The sequence below is a fragment of the Pseudarthrobacter sp. MM222 genome (genome assembly GCF_947090775.1).
Taxonomy (GTDB): Bacteria; Actinomycetota; Actinomycetes; order Actinomycetales; family Micrococcaceae; genus Arthrobacter.
In genome coordinates, this window is record NZ_OX352321.1 from 51,847 (window position 1) to 69,449 (window position 17,603).

Genomic DNA, 17,603 nt, shown 5'->3' on the forward strand with positions numbered 1-17,603 from the left:
CTAGGCCGCGCCACCCGCCGTCGCCCCTCAACTTCCGCAGGAGAAAACATGACCAACGCCAACAACACCTCCCTTGAGCAGTACGAGGTCTGGTTCCTCACGGGCAGCCAGCACCTCTACGGCGAGGACGTCCTCAAGCAGGTGGCTGCGCAGTCACAGGAGATTGCCGCCGCCCTCAACGCCTCCTCCGAGGTGCCGGTCAAGCTGGTCTGGAAGCCCGTGCTGACCGACGCGGACGCCATCCGACGCACCGCGCTCGAGGCCAACTCGGACGACTCCGTCATCGGCGTGACCGCCTGGATGCACACCTTCAGCCCCGCCAAGATGTGGATCCAGGGACTGGACCTGCTGCGCAAGCCGCTCCTGCACCTGCACACCCAGGCCAACGTCGAACTGCCCTGGGCGGATATCGACTTCGACTTCATGAACCTGAACCAGGCCGCACACGGTGACCGCGAGTTCGGCTACATCCAGTCGCGCCTCGGCATTCCGCGCAAGACCGTCGTCGGGCACGTCTCCAACCCCGAGGTATCCCGCCAGGTCGGGTCGTGGCAGCGCGCCTCGGCCGGCTGGGCCGCGGTCCGCACCCTCAAGCTCACCCGTTTCGGTGACAACATGCGCAACGTCGCCGTCACCGAGGGGGACAAGACCGAGGCCGAACTGCGCTTCGGCGTCTCGGTGAACACCTGGTCCGTGAACGAACTCGCCGACGCCGTGCACGGCGCCCCGGAGGCCGACGTCGACACCCTCGTCGCTGAATATGAGCGGCTCTACGATGTGGCCCCCGAGCTCAAGGCCGGCGGGCCCCGCCACGAGTCGTTGCGCTACAGCGCACGGATCGAACTGGGCCTGCGCAGCTTCCTGGAAGCCAACGGCTCCGCCGCCTTCACCACCTCTTTCGAGGACCTCGGTGCGCTCCGCCAGCTGCCGGGCATGGCCGTCCAGCGGCTCATGGCCGACGGCTACGGCTTCGGGGCAGAGGGCGACTGGAAGACGGCCATCCTGGTCCGGGCGGCCAAGGTCATGGGCGCCGGACTGCCCGGTGGCGCCTCGCTCATGGAGGACTACACCTACCACCTCGTCCCGGGTCAGGAGAAAATCCTTGGCGCGCACATGCTGGAGGTCTGCCCCTCCCTGACCGCCACCAAGCCCCGCGTGGAGATCCACCCGCTCGGCATCGGCGGCAAGGAAGACCCCGTCCGCATGGTCTTCGACACTGACGCCGGCCCCGGCGTCGTGGTGGCCCTATCCGACATGCGCGACCGCTTCCGCCTCGTGGCCAACGCCGTGGACGTCGTGGACCTCGACGAGCCGTTGCCCAACCTGCCGGTGGCCCGCGCGCTCTGGTCGCCCAAGCCGGACTTCACCACCTCCGCGGCCGCCTGGCTGACGGCCGGGGCCGCCCACCACACGGTCCTGACCACCGCGGTTGGCATGGACGTCTTCGAGGACTTCGCCGAGATCGCCCGCACGGAGCTGTTGACGATTGACGACGGCACCACCATCAGGGGGTTCAAGAAGGAGCTGGCCTGGAACGCTGCCTATTACAAGCTGGCAAGCGGGCTGTGACCGAATACGGCATCCGGGCGGGGGACTACGCCGCCACCATCACTGCCCGGGGGGCCGCCGTCCGCGAACTGCGGCACCGGGAACGGGATCTTGTTGTCCCGTTCCCGGCCGGGGGGCCAAATCCGGACTTTCGCGGCGTTCTCGTGGCACCCTGGCCCAACCGGATTCCGGACGGCAAGTACACCTTTGACGGGGTTGACTACCGGGTGCCGGTCAATGAAACCGGCCGCGGCTGCGCCCTGCACGGCTTCACCCCGGAGCTGGACTGGCAGCTGGACTCCCGGACGGAATCCGCCCTGGTGCTCTCCTGCGCCATCGGTCCGACGCCGGGGTACCCGTTTGCGCTGGCGCTCACCGCCGCGTATGTGCTGGACGGGGACGGTCTGCACACGACCGTCGCGGCAGCCAATGTGGGCGAGCGGACGGCGCCCTACGGGGTCTGTCCGCACCCCTACCTGCTGGCAGGACCTGCGCCGCTGGACGAATGGAGCCTGAAAATCCCCGCATGGACGTTCCTTGAGGTGACGCCGGACCGGCTGCTGCCGCTCGCCACCCGTCCCGTCGCAGGACACGGATACGACTTCCGCGCCGCCCGCGCCATCGGTTCCACTGAGATCGACCATGCCTTCACGGACATCGTGTTCGACGGCGACGGGCCGGCAAGCGTCGTCGTCCGGGATCCGGGCGGCACCGGCGCCGGGATCTCCTGGGACCAGGGCCTTCCCTGGCTGCAGCTCTATACCGGCGACAAAGAACCCCCGCTGCCCAACCGGCTGGGGCTGGCCGTGGAACCAATGACCTGCCCGCCGGACGCCTTCAACAGCGGCACGGACCTCGTGCGGCTCGATCCCGGAGCCTCGCACAAGGCGTCCTGGCGCATCTATGCCGCCTGACCGGTCGTACGATGCCGGCCCCGGCCCGCAGGAACAATCACCGAATGTGCGTTGACTCACATGTTACAAGAAGCTATCTTTATCAATATTGTTAGCGATAACAATCAGCCGCAGCCCACTGCAGGCTGAACCCCCGTTCCATCCAGACCTCCGCATTCCTCCCGCTATTACCGCCCCTCAGGGGACACAATGACGTGATGAACTGCGATCAGGAGCAAACTTCGCGGACCCGGGTCCGCGGAAGGAGAAAATTGTGAAGATCAGGAAACTCCTGGGCGCCGCTGCGGTCGTCCTCGCCGTGACTGTCGGAGCCACCGGCTGCGGCAGCCGGGCCGGCACGGCCTCGCCGTCCGCCAGCGCCGACGTTGCCGGCGCCCTCGTCGGAATCTCGATGCCGACCCAGACCTCGGAACGGTGGATCGCCGACGGCAAGAACGTCTCGGAGTCCGTGACGAAGCTCGGCTACAAGACCGACCTGCAGTACGCCAACGACGACATCCCCACCCAGGTGGCGCAGATCGAGAACATGCTCACCAAGGGCGCCAAGGCCCTCATCATCGCCGCCATCGACGGCACCACCCTGACCGACGTCCTCGCCAAGGCGAAGGAACAGAACGTCAAGGTCATCGCTTATGACCGCCTCATCAACGGCACTCCCAACGTCGACTTCTACACCACCTTCGACAACTACACGGTGGGCGTGCAGCAGGCCACGTCGCTGCTGACCGGCCTGGGCCTCGTCGACGCCAGCGGCAACAAGGTGGAAGGCAAGGGCCCGTTCAACGTGGAGCTCTTCGCCGGCAGCCCGGATGACAACAACGCCAACTTCTTCTGGACCGGCGCGCTGGACACCCTCAAGCCGTACCTGGACGCCGGAACCCTTAAGGTGCCCAGCGGCCAGACCAAGTTCGAGCAGGCTGCCATCCTGCGCTGGCAGGCACCCGTGGCCCAGAAGCGCATGGAGGACATCCTCACGGCGGCCTACAGCTCCGGCACCAAGCTCGACGGCGTACTCTCCCCGTACGACGGCCTCTCGATCGGCATCATCTCGGCGCTGACCAGCACGGGCGGCTACGCCAAGGGAAGCCTGCCGGTCGTCACCGGCCAGGACGCCGAAAAGGGTTCGGTAAAGTCCATCACCGCGGGCGAGCAGTACTCCACCATCTTCAAGGACACCCGCCAGCTCGGAGCTCAGGCCGTGAAGATGGTTGACGCCCTGCTGAAGGGCCAGGAGCCCGAGGTCAACGACACCAAGACCTACAACAACAAGGTCAAGGTGGTCCCCGCCTACCTGCTCAAGTCCGTCATCATCACCAAAGAGAACTACAAGAAGGAACTGATCGACTCCGGGTACTACACCGAGGCCGACGTCAAGTAGTTGCGACGAGGGGTGGCGGCCGCCGTCGAGGCCGGCCGCCACCCCTCCCGTGGACCCCCTGCAGCCGCAGGCGGTCTCAGGTACTACCAGTCAGTGAGAATTGGCGATGAACACACCCATTCTTCAAATGCGAGGAATCACCAAGACCTTCCCCGGCGTGAAGGCTCTCCAGGACGTCACCCTGCAGGTGAACCGCGGCGAGGTCCACGCCATCTGCGGCGAAAACGGCGCCGGAAAATCCACCCTGATGAAGGTGCTGTCCGGTGTCTACCCGCACAATTCCTTCGACGGCGAGATCCTCTTCGAAAACGAACCCTGCAACTTCTCCAGCATCAGCGACAGCGAGAAGCGCGGAATCGTCATCATCCACCAGGAACTGGCGCTGAGCCCGTACCTGTCCATTGCGGAGAACATCTACCTCGGCAACGAACAGGCCACGCGCGGCTGGGTGGACTGGCGGAAAACCAACCTGGAGGCCGCGAAGCTCCTGGCCCGGGTGGGCCTGAGCGAAAACCCGGTCACCCCCGTCCAACAGATCAGCGTGGGCAAGCAGCAGCTGGTGGAAATCGCCAAGGCGCTCTCGAAGGAGGTCAAGCTCCTCATCCTCGATGAGCCGACGGCGGCCCTCAACGATGAGGACTCCGGCCACCTGCTGGACCTGATCCTGCACCTCAAGGGCCAGGGCGTCACGAGTATCATCATCAGCCACAAGCTCAACGAAATCCGCAAAGTGGCGGACGCTGTCACCATCATCCGCGACGGCAAGACCATCGAGACGCTGCGCCTGGGCGACGGCGAGATCACCCAGGAACGCATTATCCGCGGAATGGTGGGCCGGGACCTGGAAAGCCTGTATCCGGACCGGACCCCCCGGATTGGCGAGGAGGTCCTAAGAATCGAGGACTGGTCCGTGCGGCACCCGCAGGACCACAGCCGGATGGTGGTCAAGAACGCAAGCATCAACGTCCGCAAGGGAGAAGTGGTGGGTCTGGCCGGGCTGATGGGCGCCGGCAGGACGGAGCTGGCCATGAGCGTCTTCGGGCGCAGCTACGGCACGGCGACCTCCGGAAAAGTCTTCAAGCACGGAACTGAAATCAACACCTCGACCGTTTCCGCCGCCATCAAGCACGGAATCGCCTATGCCACCGAGGACCGCAAACGCTACGGCCTGAACCTCATCGAGGACATCAAGCGAAACGTGTCCATGGCCGCTCTCCGGAAGCTCGTTAAGGGCGGCTGGGTGGACAAGAACCAGGAAACCGTCGTAGCCAACGACTACCGGAAAAGCATGAACATCAAGGCCCCGTCGGTCGCGGCCATCACGGGCAAACTGTCCGGCGGCAACCAGCAGAAAGTCGTGCTGAGCAAGTGGATGTTCTCCGACCCGGACGTGCTCATCCTCGACGAACCTACCCGCGGGATCGACGTCGGCGCGAAATTTGAGATCTACACGATCATCGCGAAGCTGGCGGCGGAAGGAAAGGCGGTCATCGTGATCTCCTCCGAGCTGCCCGAGCTGCTGGGAATCTGCGACAGGATCTACACGCTGTCCGCCGGGCACATCACCGGTGAAGTCCCGATCGCGGAAGCATCCCAGGAAACCCTCATGCATTACATGACCAAAGAGAAGGAATAGCGAACATGTCCGCCCTCCGAGAATCCCTGGGCTTCCTGACAAGCCGCCTCCGCCAGGTTGGCATCTTTGTCGCCCTGATCCTGATCGTCCTGCTGTTTCAGATCCTGACGGACGGCATCCTGCTGCAGCCCCAGAACGTCACCAACCTGGTGGTCCAGAACAGCTACATCCTCATCCTGGCCATCGGCATGGTGATGGTGATCATCGCAGGGCATATCGATCTGTCCGTCGGATCAATTGCCGGCTTCATCGGCGCCGTCGCCGGTGTCATGATCGTGCACTGGGGTTGGGCCTGGTGGCTGGCAATTCCGGCCTGCCTGCTGGTCGGCGCGCTGGTGGGCGCCTGGCAGGGGTACTGGATCGCCTATGTCGGTATCCCCGCCTTCATCGTCACCCTCGCCGGGATGCTGATTTTCCGCGGCCTGACCCTGATCACGCTCAAAAACCAGCAGATCACGCCCTTCCCGTCCGAACTTCGGGCGCTGGGCGGCGGCTTCCTGCCGGACATTTCCGGCGGCACCTCGGCGCTGGAGTGGCTGACCGTCATCCTGGGCGTCGGCGCCACCCTCGCGCTGGTGATCCAGGCGGTCAAGGAACGCCGGATCCGCAAGAAGTTCGAGCTCGAGAACGAGCCGATGGCCTGGTTTGCCACCAAGACGGCGTTCATCGCCCTGCTCATGCTGACCATCACCTTCCTCCTCGCCAGCTACCGGGGAACCCCGATCGTGCTGATTGTGCTCGCGGTCCTGGTGATCGTCTACACGGCCCTGATGAACAACAGCGTCTTCGGCCGCCACACCTACGCCATCGGCGGAAACCTCCATGCCGCCGAGCTTTCCGGCATCAAGACCAAGGCGGTCACGTTCCGGCTCTTCGTGAACATGGGTGTGCTCGCCGCACTGGCCGGCCTGGTGTTCACGGCCCGGCTCAACTCCGCGCAGCCGGCCGGCGGCACCGGCTTCGAACTGGACTCCATTGCCGCGGCGTTCATCGGCGGCGCGGCCGTCCAGGGCGGTGTCGGCACCGTGGCCGGAGCCATGATCGGCGGCCTGATCATGGGTGTGCTGAACAACGGCATGTCCATCCTGGGCCTCGGCACCGACTACCAGCAGCTCATCAAGGGCCTGGTGCTGCTCCTCGCCGTCGGCTTCGACATCTTCAACAAGAACCGCAGCGGCAGGGGCGGCGGCGCCACAATCGATAAGCGCCTTAAGCGCAAAACCCCTCCCGCGGCCTCGGAGGCAGGCAAGCCGGCGGAGGAACGCCCGCTTCCGGTCACGGCAGGCAACTAGCCCGCCTGGCGGGAGCGTCGACGTCGGCCGGACGGCTTCCGCCGTAGGTCAGGACGCCTTAAAGAGAGCGACCCCGGTCCGCCCCCAAGGGGCCAACCAGGGTCGCTCTCTTGCGCCGGTATTAGCGTGCGGACGTCGTTGCGGACAGATCAGCCGCGGCCGGCTCGCCGGCGATGATGGCGTCGACCTCGGCCTTTTCCTTGGCGCCCCACGTTTCGCGGGTGTTGAGCACGCCGACCAGGCCAATGACACCGACCAGGACGTACAGCGAGGCGCCGCCGGCCCAGCCGAAGACGGAAGCCAGGAGCACGGCCAGGAAGGGCGCGAACCCGGAGATGGAGGCGGCAACCTGGTACCCGATGGAGGCACCGGATGTCCTGGTGTTGGTCCGGAACAGCTCCGCGAACCAGGCGCCCTGTGTGCCGGTGAACGTCGCGTGGATGATGCCGATGCCGATCACGAACGCGAGGACGATCAGGAACGGGTTGCCGGTGTTGCTGAGCAGGAACATCGGGAAGCCGAAGACGATGACGGCAATGGTTCCGCCGAGGTAGAGCTTGCGACGGCCGATGCGGTCCGTGAGCGCGCCGGCCATCAGGGTGACCGGGATGGCAAGGAGGCTGGCGATCACGATGCCGGTGAGACCGACTGCCCGGTCGTCGGGGTTGTTCTTCGTGATGTAGGAGAGCAGGTACGTCGCCGTGACGTAGTACGCGCAGCTCTCCACGATCCGCAGCGAGATCACCCGCAGGATGTTCCGCCAGTCGTTCTTGATCACGGTGGTCAGCGGGTTCTTGACGATCGCGCCGGTGGCCTTGCTGTGTTCGAACTCGGGGGATTCCTCAAGCTTCATCCGGACAACGAGGCCGACGACGATCAGGATGGCGCTGGCGAGGAACGGAAGACGCCAGGCCCAGTCGGTCTGCAGGGAGGCGGAGAGCAGGAACGCGGCGTTGGCCAGGGTGATGCCGAGCGGGTTGCCCGCCTGGGGGATGGCGGCGAAGCGGCCGCGTTTCTTCCAGGGTGCGTGCTCGAAGGTCATCATGACAGCGCCGCCCCATTCCGCGCCGAAGGCGAGGCCCTGGATCATCCGGATGATAACGAGCAGGATGGGAGCGAGGATGCCGACCTGCGCGTAGGTGGGGAGGCAGCCGATAAGGACCGTCGCGATACCCATGGTCAGCAGCGCGCCGACGAGCACGGGCTTCCGGCCGTACTTGTCGCCGAGGTAGCCGCCGACAGCTCCGCCGATGGGGCGCATCAGGAAGCCCACCGCCAGCGTGGCGAAGGCCAGCAGCGTGCCGACGACCGGGTCGGTGTTGGGGAAGAAGACCTTGCCGAAGTACAGGGCCGCGGCCGTGCCGTAGGCGACAAAGTCATAGTTCTCCACGCAGGTGCCGGCGGCCGAAGCCATGGCGGTCTTGATCTTGCCGGGTGAACCGTGGGCGGCCTGGCGCGGCCGGTCCGTGATTGCTGCCGTCATGTTCTATATCTCCTTTGATATTGCTGGGTGGCTCGGGCGGTTGCCGAAGGCCAGGTAAACGTTTGTTGGACAGTCCCGGCCGGGTCAGATTTGGTCGGCCAGTTCCCGGGCTGCCTCGAGCTCCATGTCGCGGAGCTTTTGGACGCGCCGGATGGTGTCCTCGTCGTTGTCGAACTTCGCGTCGAGGAAGGACTGCAGGACTTCCTTGGCCGTAGCCCTCCCCACCAGCCAGGCGCCCATGGCAATCACGTTGGCGTCATCGTGCTCCACGCTCTGGTGGGCCGAGTAAACGTCGTGGCCGAGCGCGCAGCGGATGCCCGGGATCTTGTTGGCGGCCATGACGGCCCCGACGCCCGTCCCGCAGACCAGGACCGCGCGCTCGGCCTGGCCGGATTTCACGAGGTCACAGGTTGCGCGGGTGATGTCCGGGAAGTCGACCGGGGCCTCGCTGGGTGCGCCGCAGTCGATGACCTCGTGGCCGAGGTCCTCGAGGACGGACCGGACAAACTCTTTCAGGGGGAAGCCTGCGTGATCGTTACCGAGTGCGATTTTCATGGGTCTCCTTAGTTCGGGACGACGAGGGCGGGGGAAGGAACGGAGGCGGGCAGCTCATGGTGCCATGGAATCGATTCCATGGCGCCGCTGCGCGTGACCGCCAGCGCCGAGGCGCGGCTGGCTGTTTTCATCGCGGCCGGCAGGTCGCGGGGGATGGTGAGAAGTGACGCGGCGAGGTAGCCCACGTAGGTATCGCCGGCGCCGGTGGTGTCCTTGGCGGCCACCTCGGCCGCCGGCACATGGACGAGCCCGCCGTCCAGGACGGTGAAGGACCCCTCCGCGCCGGCCGTGCAGACGATGGCCGGTCCCAGGACCGGCGGCAGTGCCGTGACCAGCTGCCGGTGGTCGCCGGGGATACCGGCAAGGTCAGCCAGGACGCGGATTTCCTGTTCATTGACCACGAGGAGGTCGACGTCGTCGAGCAGGCCGTCGAGCTGGCGGGGGGCCGGGGCGGCATTGAGGATGACGAATGCTCCGGCGTTCTTCGCGATGCGCGCGGCCTGCCGGACCAGCGTCGTCGGGATCTCCAGCTGCAGGACCACGACGTCGCCGGCCATGAGGGTGGCGAGTCCGGCGTCGACGTCGTCGGACGTGAGGCCGGAGTTCGCACCCGGGCTGACGATGATCTGGTTTTCGCCGCGGTCATCGACCGCGATGATCGCCGTTCCGGTCGCGGCCGTGCTGAGGACCCGCACCCGGCTGGCGTCGATGTCCGCCTCGGCCAGGACCTCGAGAATCCGCCGTCCGTGGGCGTCGTCCCCGACAGCCCCGGCGAACTTCACCGGGGCGCCGGCGCGGGCCGCCGCGACCGCCTGGTTGCCGCCCTTGCCGCCGGGACTGTACGTGGCGTCTGAGCCCCGGACGGTTTCGCCCGGCCGGGGCAAGGAACGGACGCGGATGTTCTGGTCGATATTGAGGCTTCCGACCACAAAAACCGTGCTCATTGGACCTGCTCCTTCGGTGGTGTCTTCGGGGCCCCCGAACCGCGAGGCAAGGGGGATGGTGGGAGGGTGAACGGGCACTGTCACAGCTGTCCGAGGCTGGGATCCGGCGTGCCCGAGGAGGCCCGGACGATCAGCTCACTCGAGAGGACCACCGATTCGGGGTTCTGCCCGTCGATGACCTCGAGCAGAAGCCGGACGGCGGTCCTGCCCATGGCCTCCACGTCGTGGGAAATGACGGTAAGGGGCGGGTCGAGCAGCGAAAACCACTCGATGTCGTCGAAGGCGATCAGGGCCATGTCCCGGCCGATGCGCAGCCCCTTCCGGTTCAGGGTGGCCAGCGCTCCGACGGCCATCGGGCTGTCCGCGGCCAGCAGGGCCGTGGGAGGCTGGGCCAGACCCAGCAGGTGGTGAGCTCCGGCCGAGCCGCTGGCGGACTGGAAGTCACCGAAATACGTCAGTGCAGGGTCGGTGCTGAGCCCGAAATCCAGGGCAGCCCGTGAGAAGGACCTGAGCCGGTCCCGTCCGGTTGAGGTCGACTGGGGCCCGGCGATATAGCCGACGCGTTCGTGGCCCTGGCGGATGAGATGCTCCACGGCCTGGCGGATGCCGGAATCGCTGTCCGTTGTCACGCTGGGCACGTCGATACCGTCGACGGTACGGTCGACGAAGACCGTGGGGATGCCCCGTTCCAGCAGCGCGTGCAGGCTGGAGCTTCCCTGGCCTTGCGGAGCGGCGATGACGCCGTCCACGCGCTGTGAAATGAAGGTGTCCAGATACCGGTCCTGCTGGAGGATGCTCTCGTTGGCGTTGCCCAGCAGGGTGACGAGTCCCTCCGCCAGCGCTGCCTGCTCGGCGGCATGCGCCAGGTCGGCGAAAAACGGGTTCCGGACGTCGGAGACCAGGAGTCCGATGACGTTGGTCTTGGTGGAGCGGAGTGCCCGGGCCTGGGCGTTGGGGTGGAAGTCCAGCTGGGCGACGGCGGCGGCCACCTTCTCCCGGGACTGCGGGGAGGTTGCCGGGTTTCCGGAGAGCACCCGCGAGGCTGTGGCGGCGGAGACGCCGGCGAGTGCCGCCACGTCCTTGATGGTGATGGAAGGTCCCGTCACTGTTGCGCCTCTCGCCGTTGAACTGCACGGCGCCTCTTGAACGCCTCGTGGAATCGATTCCATGGAATCGGTTCCACAAGTATGTGATGCAAGTTACGAACTGTCAACTAGTCCCCGTGGACGGCGCTCTGCTTGGCTTCCGAGCGGTCGAGGTAGGACAGCAGGAGACTGCCGGCGCGGTCGAGTTCGCCGGCCTCCAGTGCGGCGCAGATCTCCTCGTTGTCACCGAGATAGCCGCGGTAGAAATGGGCGTCGACAGTGGCCTTGTGGAAGAAAAGGCGCATCTCGGCGAGGACCTGGGACATGATCGTATCCAGCCTGCGGCTTTCGGCCAGCCCCACGATCGCGCCGTGGAAGTGCTGATTTGCCGTGCCAAGGGCTTCCTCGTCATCCGCGGCTGCCGCGGCTTTGCCTTCCTCCACCGCGGCCCGGACGGCGGCCACCCGCTCCGGGGTGCCTCCCGCCCGGATGGCGCTGACCTCTACCGCGCGGCGCACCGCGTAGACATCGTGGATGTCGCCCGGGCCAAGGCTCGCCACGAACACGCCGCGGTTAGGGAGGCGGACCACCAGCCGCTCGGCGGCCAGTTCGGCAAAGGCCTCCCGGACCGTGTTGCGGGACACCCCCAGGTCCTCGGCGATGGTCGATTCGGTCAACCGGGCGCCCGGCAGCAACAGACCCTCAGCCAGCTGAAGGCGAAGCTCGGCGGCAACCCGGTCCGCCACCGAGGGAACGGTCACGCGCAACCGCGCCGCAGCCGCGCCTGAGGCGGTGCCGGCGAGTGCATCGGAAGTCGTCATGATGCCGAATCTACACGATTGTTCCAATGTTGAATCGTCAGATTGTTGAACAATCCGCCAAAGTGATGCATCCTTAGTACGGGGCTATCATGAGACGAGGATCACAAATGGCAACTATTGACCTGAACAGCGACGTCGGCGAATCCTTCGGACGCTGGACCCTGGGCGATGACACGGCGATGTTCCGCTCGGTGTCCAGCGCCAACGTGGCCTGCGGCTTCCACGCAGGGGACCCCAGCGTCATCCGCCGGACCTGCCGCGAGGCAGTGGCCGCCGGCGTGGTGATCGGCGCCCACGTCGGCTACCGCGACCTAGCCGGCTTTGGCCGGCGCTTCCTGGATGTCGATCCGCAAGAACTGGCGGACGACGTCGTCTACCAGATCGGCGCACTGCAGGCGCTGGCCGCCGTCGAGGGGGGCACGGTCCAGTACGTGAAGCCGCATGGTGGCCTCTACAACGCCATCGTCTCGCACACCGCCCAGGCGCAGGCCGTCGTCGACGCCGTGAAATCCGTTGACCCGAACCTGCCGATCCTGGGCCTGCCCGGCTCGGAAGTGTTGCGCCTTGCCGAAGCCGCCGGCCTCCGTGCCGTCAGGGAAGCCTTCGCCGACCGCGCCTACAACCCGGACGGCACCCTCGTATCCCGTACGCTCCCCGGGGCCGTGCTGGAGGACCCCGCCCTCGTCACCGAGCACGTCCTCCGGATGGCCACCGATTCCGCCGTCCGCACCATCGATGGCTCCATCCTGAAAATCAGCGCCGAAAGCATCTGCGTCCATGGCGACTCCCCGGGAGCCGTCACCATGGCCGCAGCCGTCCGCGAAGCGCTCACCGCCGCGGGCATCACCACCGCCGCATTCGTCTAAGCAGCAGCACCACTGCTTCACCCGGTCCCCACCGGGCCAATCCCGCACGTACACCCGAGCAGCAGGCAGCATCCGCACACCTGGAGGAAAACCATGACCGCACCGCAACAGGCCAATCCGGCCGCCAGCAAGAGGAAGCTGCCGCCCGGCGCCCTCAAGGCTTACATCGCCAGCCTCACCGGCACCTCGCTGGAGTACTACGACTTCGCGATCTACTCCGTGGCCTCAGCCCTGGTGTTCCCCAAGGTATTCTTCCCCGGCAACGACGAATTCGTCGGCCTGCTGCTCTCCTTCTCCGCCTTCGCGGTGGGGTACCTCGCCCGCCCCATCGGTGGCGTGATCTTCGGCCGGCTCGGTGACAAGATCGGCCGCAAGCATGTCCTTGTCGTCACCCTCATGCTGATCGGTGTTGCCACCGTGCTGATCGGTGCCCTGCCGGGCTACGCGACCCTCGGTGTCGCAGCACCCATCATCCTTGTGCTGCTGCGCCTGGCCCAGGGCATCGGCGTCGGCGGCGAATGGGGCGGTGCCGTCCTGCTCTCCAGCGAATTCGGCGACGCCAGGAGGCGTGGCTTCTGGTCTTCTGCCGCGCAGATCGGTCCGCCGGCCGGCAACCTGATGGCGAACGGTGTCCTGGCCCTGCTGGCCGCAACGCTCAGCAACGAGGACTTCCTCTCCTGGGGCTGGCGCGTCGCCTTCCTCGCCTCGGCCCTGTTGGTGGTCTTTGGCCTGCTGATCCGGCTCAAGCTCGAGGAAACCCCGGTCTTCAAAGCCATCCAGGCCCACGGCGAGCAGCCGAAGGCACCCATCAAGGAGGTTTTCACCAAGGAACCCCGCGCCCTCGTGGCCGCCGCCCTCTCCCGTGTCTGCCCCGACGTGCTGTACGCCCTCTTTACCGTCTTCGTGGCCGTGTACGCCACCAAGCAGCTGGGCATGACCACGGGCAACGTCCTGGGCGCCATCCTGATCGGCTCCGCCTTCCAGATCTTCCTGATCCCCGCGGCCGGCGCCCTGACGGACCGGTTCAACCGCCGTCTCGTCTATGGCATCGCCGCCGTGGGCACCGCCGTCTACATCCCGCTGTTCTTCCTGATGATCGAGGGCAAGTCCGTCGTGATGCTGACCCTCGGCGTCGTGATCGGGCTGGCCTTCCACGCCTTCATGTACGGCCCGCAGGCCGCGTACATCACAGAGCAGTTCCCGGCCCGGCTCCGCTACGCCGGCAGCTCGCTGGCCTACACTCTGGCCGGCGTGATCGGCGGTGCCGTCGCACCCCTGATCTTCACCGCCCTTTACGCTGCCAGTGGCAACTGGGTCCTGATCGCCGGCTACCTCGCGGTCGCCTCGACCGTAACCATCATCGGACTGGCCCTCGGCCGCAACCCGCAGACCGAGGAAGAGGAACGGCTCCTGCAGGATACCCACGCCTAAGCGGCGCGGATCCTGTTCACCGGCAACCTGCAACGATGGAAGCAGCTCATGATTGAGACAGCGGGGGAACCCCCGGCAGCCCAGCACGCGGCAGCACACAAGGTCCGCTCCGTGCGGGCGGTGGGCACCCGCGCGGTACTCGCCGAACTTTCCGGCACCCAGGACGTGCTCGCCCTGCAGGCCCTGCTCCTCGAAAAACCGCTGCCCGGCCAGCTGGACGTGCTGGCCGCGGCCGAGACCGTCCTGGTCACCGCGGACTCGCCGGTGTCCGCCCGACGGATTGCCGAGCAGTTGCTCAGGCTCGACCTGACGGCTCCGGTGCAGCGTGAAGGCGAGCTGGTGGTCATTGACACCCTGTACGACGGCCAGGACCTCGCCGAAGTCGGAAAGCTGACCGGCCTCGGGCCGGAGGGTGTGATTGCCGCCCATACCGGCCAGGTCTGGACGGTGGCGTTCGCCGGCTTCGCCCCCGGCTTCGGTTACATGGTGGGGGAGAACCAGGCCCTGGAAGTACCGCGGCGCAGCTCCCCACGCACGGCCGTCCCCGCCGGTTCCGTGGCGCTGGCCGGCAATTACTCGGCCGTCTACCCGCGCCGCTCACCGGGCGGCTGGCAGCTGATCGGCCGCACCGGCGCCAAAATGTGGGACCTGGACCGGCAACAGCCCGCGCTGGCCAGCCCCGGCCACCGGGTCCAGTTCCGTGCGGTCCGGGATGTTGTGACCCTGGCTCCAGAGCAGACCCCTGCTTCTGCTCCTACCCCGGAAGTGAGCACCGGGCTGCGGATCGTGGCGCCGGGACTGCAGAGCCTGGTCCAGGACCTAGGCCGGCACGGCCACTCCGGCCTGGGAGTCTCCGCCGCCGGCGCCCTGGACCGGGCCTCGCTGCGGCGGGCCAACCGCCTGGTCGGGAACACGCCGTCGGCCGCCGCCATCGAAACCGTCGCCGGCGGGCTCACCGTGCAGGCGGTCGGGGACCAGGTCCTCGCCGTCACCGGGGCGCCGTCGGACCTGGTGATCGAGACGCAATCGGACACGGAGGCCGGGCCGTTCCAGCGAACCGTCCCGATGGCCACCCCGTTCGCCCTGCTGGACGGGGAAACCCTGACGCTCGGTGCACCCGGGAGCGGCTTCCGCAGCTACCTTGCCGTGCGCGGCGGCGTGGATGCCGCACCCGTCCTCGGCAGCCGGTCCACTGACACGATGTCCGGGATCGGACCGGCGCCGCTGGCCGCCGGGGAGCTCCTCGCCGCCGGCGGGGAAGCCGACTCCGGCGTCGTCGGCAGTCCCGAGCTGCAGCCGGAGTTCCCCGGCACCGGCGTGACCGTCCTCGACGTCGTCCCCGGCCCCCGCGCCGACTGGTTTGACCAGGCCGCGCTGGACTCCTTCGCCGGCCAGGAATGGTCCGTAACGCCGCAGTCCAACCGGGTGGGCATGCGCCTGGACGGAACCGCGTTGCGGCGCAGCCGCGCCGGCGAACTGCCCAGCGAGGGCACCGTAGCCGGTGCCCTCCAGGTTCCGCCCGAAGGCCTGCCCGTGCTCTTCCTCGCCGACCATCCCATCACAGGCGGCTATCCGGTGATCGCCGTCGTCGTCGACTCGCAGCTCGATCTCGCGGCCCAAGTCCCCATCGGCGGCAAGATCCGCTTCCGCTGGTCGCCTGCCGGCCCGAAGCAGTCCGCCAGCCCAGAACACCTCACCCCCGAACGAAAAGCGAGTCCCTGATGCGCAAGGTCCTGATCGCCAACCGCGGCGAAATCGCTGTCCGGATTGCCCGGGCTTGCGACGACGCAGAGCTCGCGTCCGTCGCCGTCTACGCGGACATCGACGCCGACGCCGTGCACGTTTCCGCCGCGGACGAGGCATACGCCCTGGGCGGCAACTCGCCCGCGGACACCTACCTCAACATCCCCAGGCTGCTCGCCGTCGCGGCGGAATCCGGCGCCGACGCCGTCCACCCCGGCTACGGCTTCCTATCCGAAAATGATGCGTTCGCCCAGGCCGTCCTGGACGCCGGCCTGACGTGGATCGGTCCGACGCCGGACGCCATCCGGCTGCTCGGCAACAAGATCACCGCCCGCGAGGCGGCTGTCCGCGCCGGCGCACCGCTCGTCGCCGGCAGCGACGGGCCGGTGCATTCCGCCGCCGAGGCCCGGGCCTTCGCCGAACAGCACGGATTGCCGATCGCCATCAAGGCGGCCTTCGGCGGCGGCGGCCGCGGGATGAAGGTGGTCCGGACCATCGATGAGGTCGAAGAGGCCTTCGACTCCGCCGTCCGTGAGGCCGTCGCCGCGTTCGGCCGCGGCGAATGCTTCGTGGAGCGCTACCTGGACCGGCCGCGGCACGTCGAGGCGCAGATCCTGGCCGACTCCCACGGCAACGTGGTCGTCGTCGGGACCCGCGACTGCTCGCTCCAGCGCCGGCACCAGAAGCTTGTGGAGGAGGCCCCTGCGCCGTTCCTCACCGAGCAGCAAACCCGGCAGATCTACGACGCCGCCAAGGCCGTTTGCCGCGAAGCCGACTACTCCGGCGCCGGCACGGTCGAATTCCTTGTCGCGGCCGACGGGACGGTCGCGTTCCTCGAGGTCAACACGCGCCTGCAGGTGGAACACCCGATCACGGAGGAGACCACCGGGATCGACCTGGTGCAGGAACAGTTCCGGATCGCCGCGGGCGAACCGCTGCGGTTCAGCGAAGACCCGGCCCCGCGCGGGCACTCCTTCGAGTTCCGGCTCAACGCCGAGGACGTGGGCCGCGGCTTCCTGCCCTCGCCCGGGACCATCACTGAGTTCACCGGCCCCACCGGCCCCGGAATCCGGCTCGATACCGGTGTCCGCGCCGGCTCCTTTGTGCCGCCCCAGTTCGATTCGCTGCTGGCGAAGCTCATTGTCACCGGCGCCGACCGCCAGCAGGCGCTGCGCCGGGCCCGCCGGGCCCTCGCCGAAATCCGCATCAGCGGCGTCGCCACTGTGCTGCCGTTCCACCGGGCTGTGCTCGAATCCCCGGACTTCACCGCCGCAACCGGCCTGGGCATCCACACCCGCTGGATCGAAACGGACTTCGCGGAGCGGATCCCGGCGGACCCGGATTACAGCACCGCCGCGCCCGACGGCGATCGCCGCACCATCACCGTTGAGGTTGACGGCCGCCGGATGGCGGTCGGTCTGCCCGTGGAGCTGCTGAACGGCTGGGCGAGGTCCGGAGCGGCGCTGCCCGCCGGAGTGGCCCTGAATGCCGCGTCCGACGGCGGCGGCACGGCTGATCCCGGCGAACTGCGCGCGGACATGGCCGGGACCGTGGTGAAGTGGCTGGTCGAGCCGGGCGCGGAGGTCGCCGCGGGGGACCCCGTCGTCGTGCTCGAGGCGATGAAGATGGAGACCCAAGTGGCCGCCCACCGCGGCGGCACTGTCACGGACGTGCGGGCCGAAGCCGGCGGCGTCGTGATCGCGGGCGCGGTGCTGGCGCTGATCGGCTGATCCCGCTAATCCATTTTCCGGCAGCATCGTCATGCGGGCAATGATCACCTTTTTACCGGCTCACGGACCCGGCCTGGACAGGCCAAGGAAAAGTGGAGGTCACGCGCCTAGTTTTACCCCAGGACGTGGCCCATGAGCCCAGCGCGGGGCGGGCCAGACGGCATTCACCCCCTGAAT

Annotated in this window: 14 protein-coding genes; 9 read left to right on the top strand and 5 right to left on the bottom strand. The window is 67.3% G+C overall.

Annotated features, from left to right (window positions below; genetic code table 11):
- Positions 1-48 precede the first annotated feature (48 nt).
- The 5 genes from araA (at position 49) to mmsB (ending at position 6,768) form a co-directional block, all read left to right on the top strand.
- Positions 49-1,569, top strand: coding sequence for an L-arabinose isomerase (araA, locus tag OM977_RS00255; RefSeq protein WP_264355573.1), 1,521 nt, complete (start codon positions 49-51; stop codon positions 1,567-1,569).
- Entirely contained in the window at positions 1,566-2,462 is an 897-nt protein-coding gene (locus tag OM977_RS00260; protein ID WP_264355574.1) for an aldose 1-epimerase family protein, read from the top strand. The genes araA and OM977_RS00260 overlap by 4 nt, the downstream gene beginning before the upstream one ends.
- Before the next feature lie 253 nt (positions 2,463-2,715).
- Positions 2,716-3,840, top strand: coding sequence for a multiple monosaccharide ABC transporter substrate-binding protein (chvE, locus tag OM977_RS00265; protein WP_264355575.1), 1,125 nt, complete (start codon positions 2,716-2,718; stop codon positions 3,838-3,840).
- A 106-nt stretch (positions 3,841-3,946) separates the two neighbouring features.
- A complete protein-coding gene (mmsA, locus tag OM977_RS00270; RefSeq protein ID WP_264355576.1) occupies positions 3,947-5,476 on the top strand; it encodes a multiple monosaccharide ABC transporter ATP-binding protein in 1,530 nt (509 codons plus the stop codon).
- A 5-nt stretch (positions 5,477-5,481) separates the two neighbouring features.
- Complete coding sequence (gene mmsB / locus OM977_RS00275; RefSeq protein WP_264355577.1) at positions 5,482-6,768, top strand: multiple monosaccharide ABC transporter permease; 1,287 nt, start codon at positions 5,482-5,484, stop codon at positions 6,766-6,768.
- 121 nt (positions 6,769-6,889) lie between these two features.
- On the opposite strand, the gene OM977_RS00280 is transcribed toward mmsB, so the two are convergent.
- The 5 genes from OM977_RS00280 to OM977_RS00300 form a co-directional block, all read right to left on the bottom strand.
- On the bottom strand, positions 6,890-8,251 hold the full coding sequence (locus OM977_RS00280; protein ID WP_264355578.1) for an MFS transporter: 1,362 nt from the start codon (positions 8,249-8,251) through the stop codon (positions 6,890-6,892).
- 84 nt (positions 8,252-8,335) lie between these two features.
- A complete protein-coding gene (locus tag OM977_RS00285; protein WP_264355579.1) occupies positions 8,336-8,806 on the bottom strand; it encodes an RpiB/LacA/LacB family sugar-phosphate isomerase in 471 nt (156 codons plus the stop codon).
- An 8-nt stretch (positions 8,807-8,814) separates the two neighbouring features.
- On the bottom strand, positions 8,815-9,750 hold the full coding sequence (locus tag OM977_RS00290) for a ribokinase (protein ID WP_264355580.1): 936 nt from the start codon (positions 9,748-9,750) through the stop codon (positions 8,815-8,817).
- An 80-nt stretch (positions 9,751-9,830) separates the two neighbouring features.
- On the bottom strand, positions 9,831-10,856 hold the full coding sequence (locus OM977_RS00295) for a LacI family DNA-binding transcriptional regulator (RefSeq protein ID WP_264355581.1): 1,026 nt from the start codon (positions 10,854-10,856) through the stop codon (positions 9,831-9,833).
- Positions 10,857-10,963: 107 nt separating this feature from the next.
- Complete coding sequence (locus tag OM977_RS00300) at positions 10,964-11,656, bottom strand: GntR family transcriptional regulator (RefSeq protein WP_264355582.1); 693 nt, start codon at positions 11,654-11,656, stop codon at positions 10,964-10,966.
- 107 nt (positions 11,657-11,763) lie between these two features.
- Here OM977_RS00300 and OM977_RS00305 point away from each other — a divergent pair, with 107 nt between their 5' ends.
- The 4 genes from OM977_RS00305 (at position 11,764) to OM977_RS00320 (ending at position 17,426) form a co-directional block, all read left to right on the top strand.
- A complete protein-coding gene (locus OM977_RS00305; protein WP_264355583.1) occupies positions 11,764-12,522 on the top strand; it encodes a LamB/YcsF family protein in 759 nt (252 codons plus the stop codon).
- A gap of 93 nt (positions 12,523-12,615) precedes the next feature.
- Positions 12,616-13,953 carry an MFS transporter gene (locus OM977_RS00310; RefSeq protein ID WP_264355584.1) on the top strand — a complete coding sequence of 446 codons (1,338 nt, stop codon included), beginning with the start codon at positions 12,616-12,618 and terminating at the stop codon, positions 13,951-13,953.
- 48 nt (positions 13,954-14,001) lie between these two features.
- On the top strand, positions 14,002-15,675 hold the full coding sequence (locus OM977_RS00315) for a 5-oxoprolinase/urea amidolyase family protein (protein ID WP_264355585.1): 1,674 nt from the start codon (positions 14,002-14,004) through the stop codon (positions 15,673-15,675).
- Entirely contained in the window at positions 15,675-17,426 is a 1,752-nt protein-coding gene (locus OM977_RS00320) for an acetyl/propionyl/methylcrotonyl-CoA carboxylase subunit alpha (RefSeq protein ID WP_264355586.1), read from the top strand. Before OM977_RS00315 ends, OM977_RS00320 begins: the two co-directional genes overlap by 1 nt.
- Positions 17,427-17,603: the final 177 nt, after the last annotated feature.

What these genes read in the sequence shown, in the direction of transcription:
- araA (WP_264355573.1), top strand. Translation starts at nt 49, where the DNA reads ATGACCAACGCCAACAACACCTCCCTTGAGCAGTACGAGGTCTGGTTC.
- OM977_RS00285 (WP_264355579.1), bottom strand. Translation starts at nt 8,806, where the DNA reads ATGAAAATCGCACTCGGTAACGATCACGCAGGCTTCCCCCTGAAAGAG.
- OM977_RS00300 (WP_264355582.1), bottom strand. Translation starts at nt 11,656, where the DNA reads ATGACGACTTCCGATGCACTCGCCGGCACCGCCTCAGGCGCGGCTGCG.
- mmsA (WP_264355576.1), top strand. Translation starts at nt 3,947, where the DNA reads ATGAACACACCCATTCTTCAAATGCGAGGAATCACCAAGACCTTCCCC.
- mmsB (WP_264355577.1), top strand. Translation starts at nt 5,482, where the DNA reads ATGTCCGCCCTCCGAGAATCCCTGGGCTTCCTGACAAGCCGCCTCCGC.
- OM977_RS00315 (WP_264355585.1), top strand. Translation starts at nt 14,002, where the DNA reads ATGATTGAGACAGCGGGGGAACCCCCGGCAGCCCAGCACGCGGCAGCA.
- OM977_RS00290 (WP_264355580.1), bottom strand. Translation starts at nt 9,750, where the DNA reads ATGAGCACGGTTTTTGTGGTCGGAAGCCTCAATATCGACCAGAACATC.
- OM977_RS00305 (WP_264355583.1), top strand. Translation starts at nt 11,764, where the DNA reads ATGGCAACTATTGACCTGAACAGCGACGTCGGCGAATCCTTCGGACGC.
- OM977_RS00280 (WP_264355578.1), bottom strand. Translation starts at nt 8,251, where the DNA reads ATGACGGCAGCAATCACGGACCGGCCGCGCCAGGCCGCCCACGGTTCA.
- OM977_RS00320 (WP_264355586.1), top strand. Translation starts at nt 15,675, where the DNA reads ATGCGCAAGGTCCTGATCGCCAACCGCGGCGAAATCGCTGTCCGGATT.
- OM977_RS00310 (WP_264355584.1), top strand. Translation starts at nt 12,616, where the DNA reads ATGACCGCACCGCAACAGGCCAATCCGGCCGCCAGCAAGAGGAAGCTG.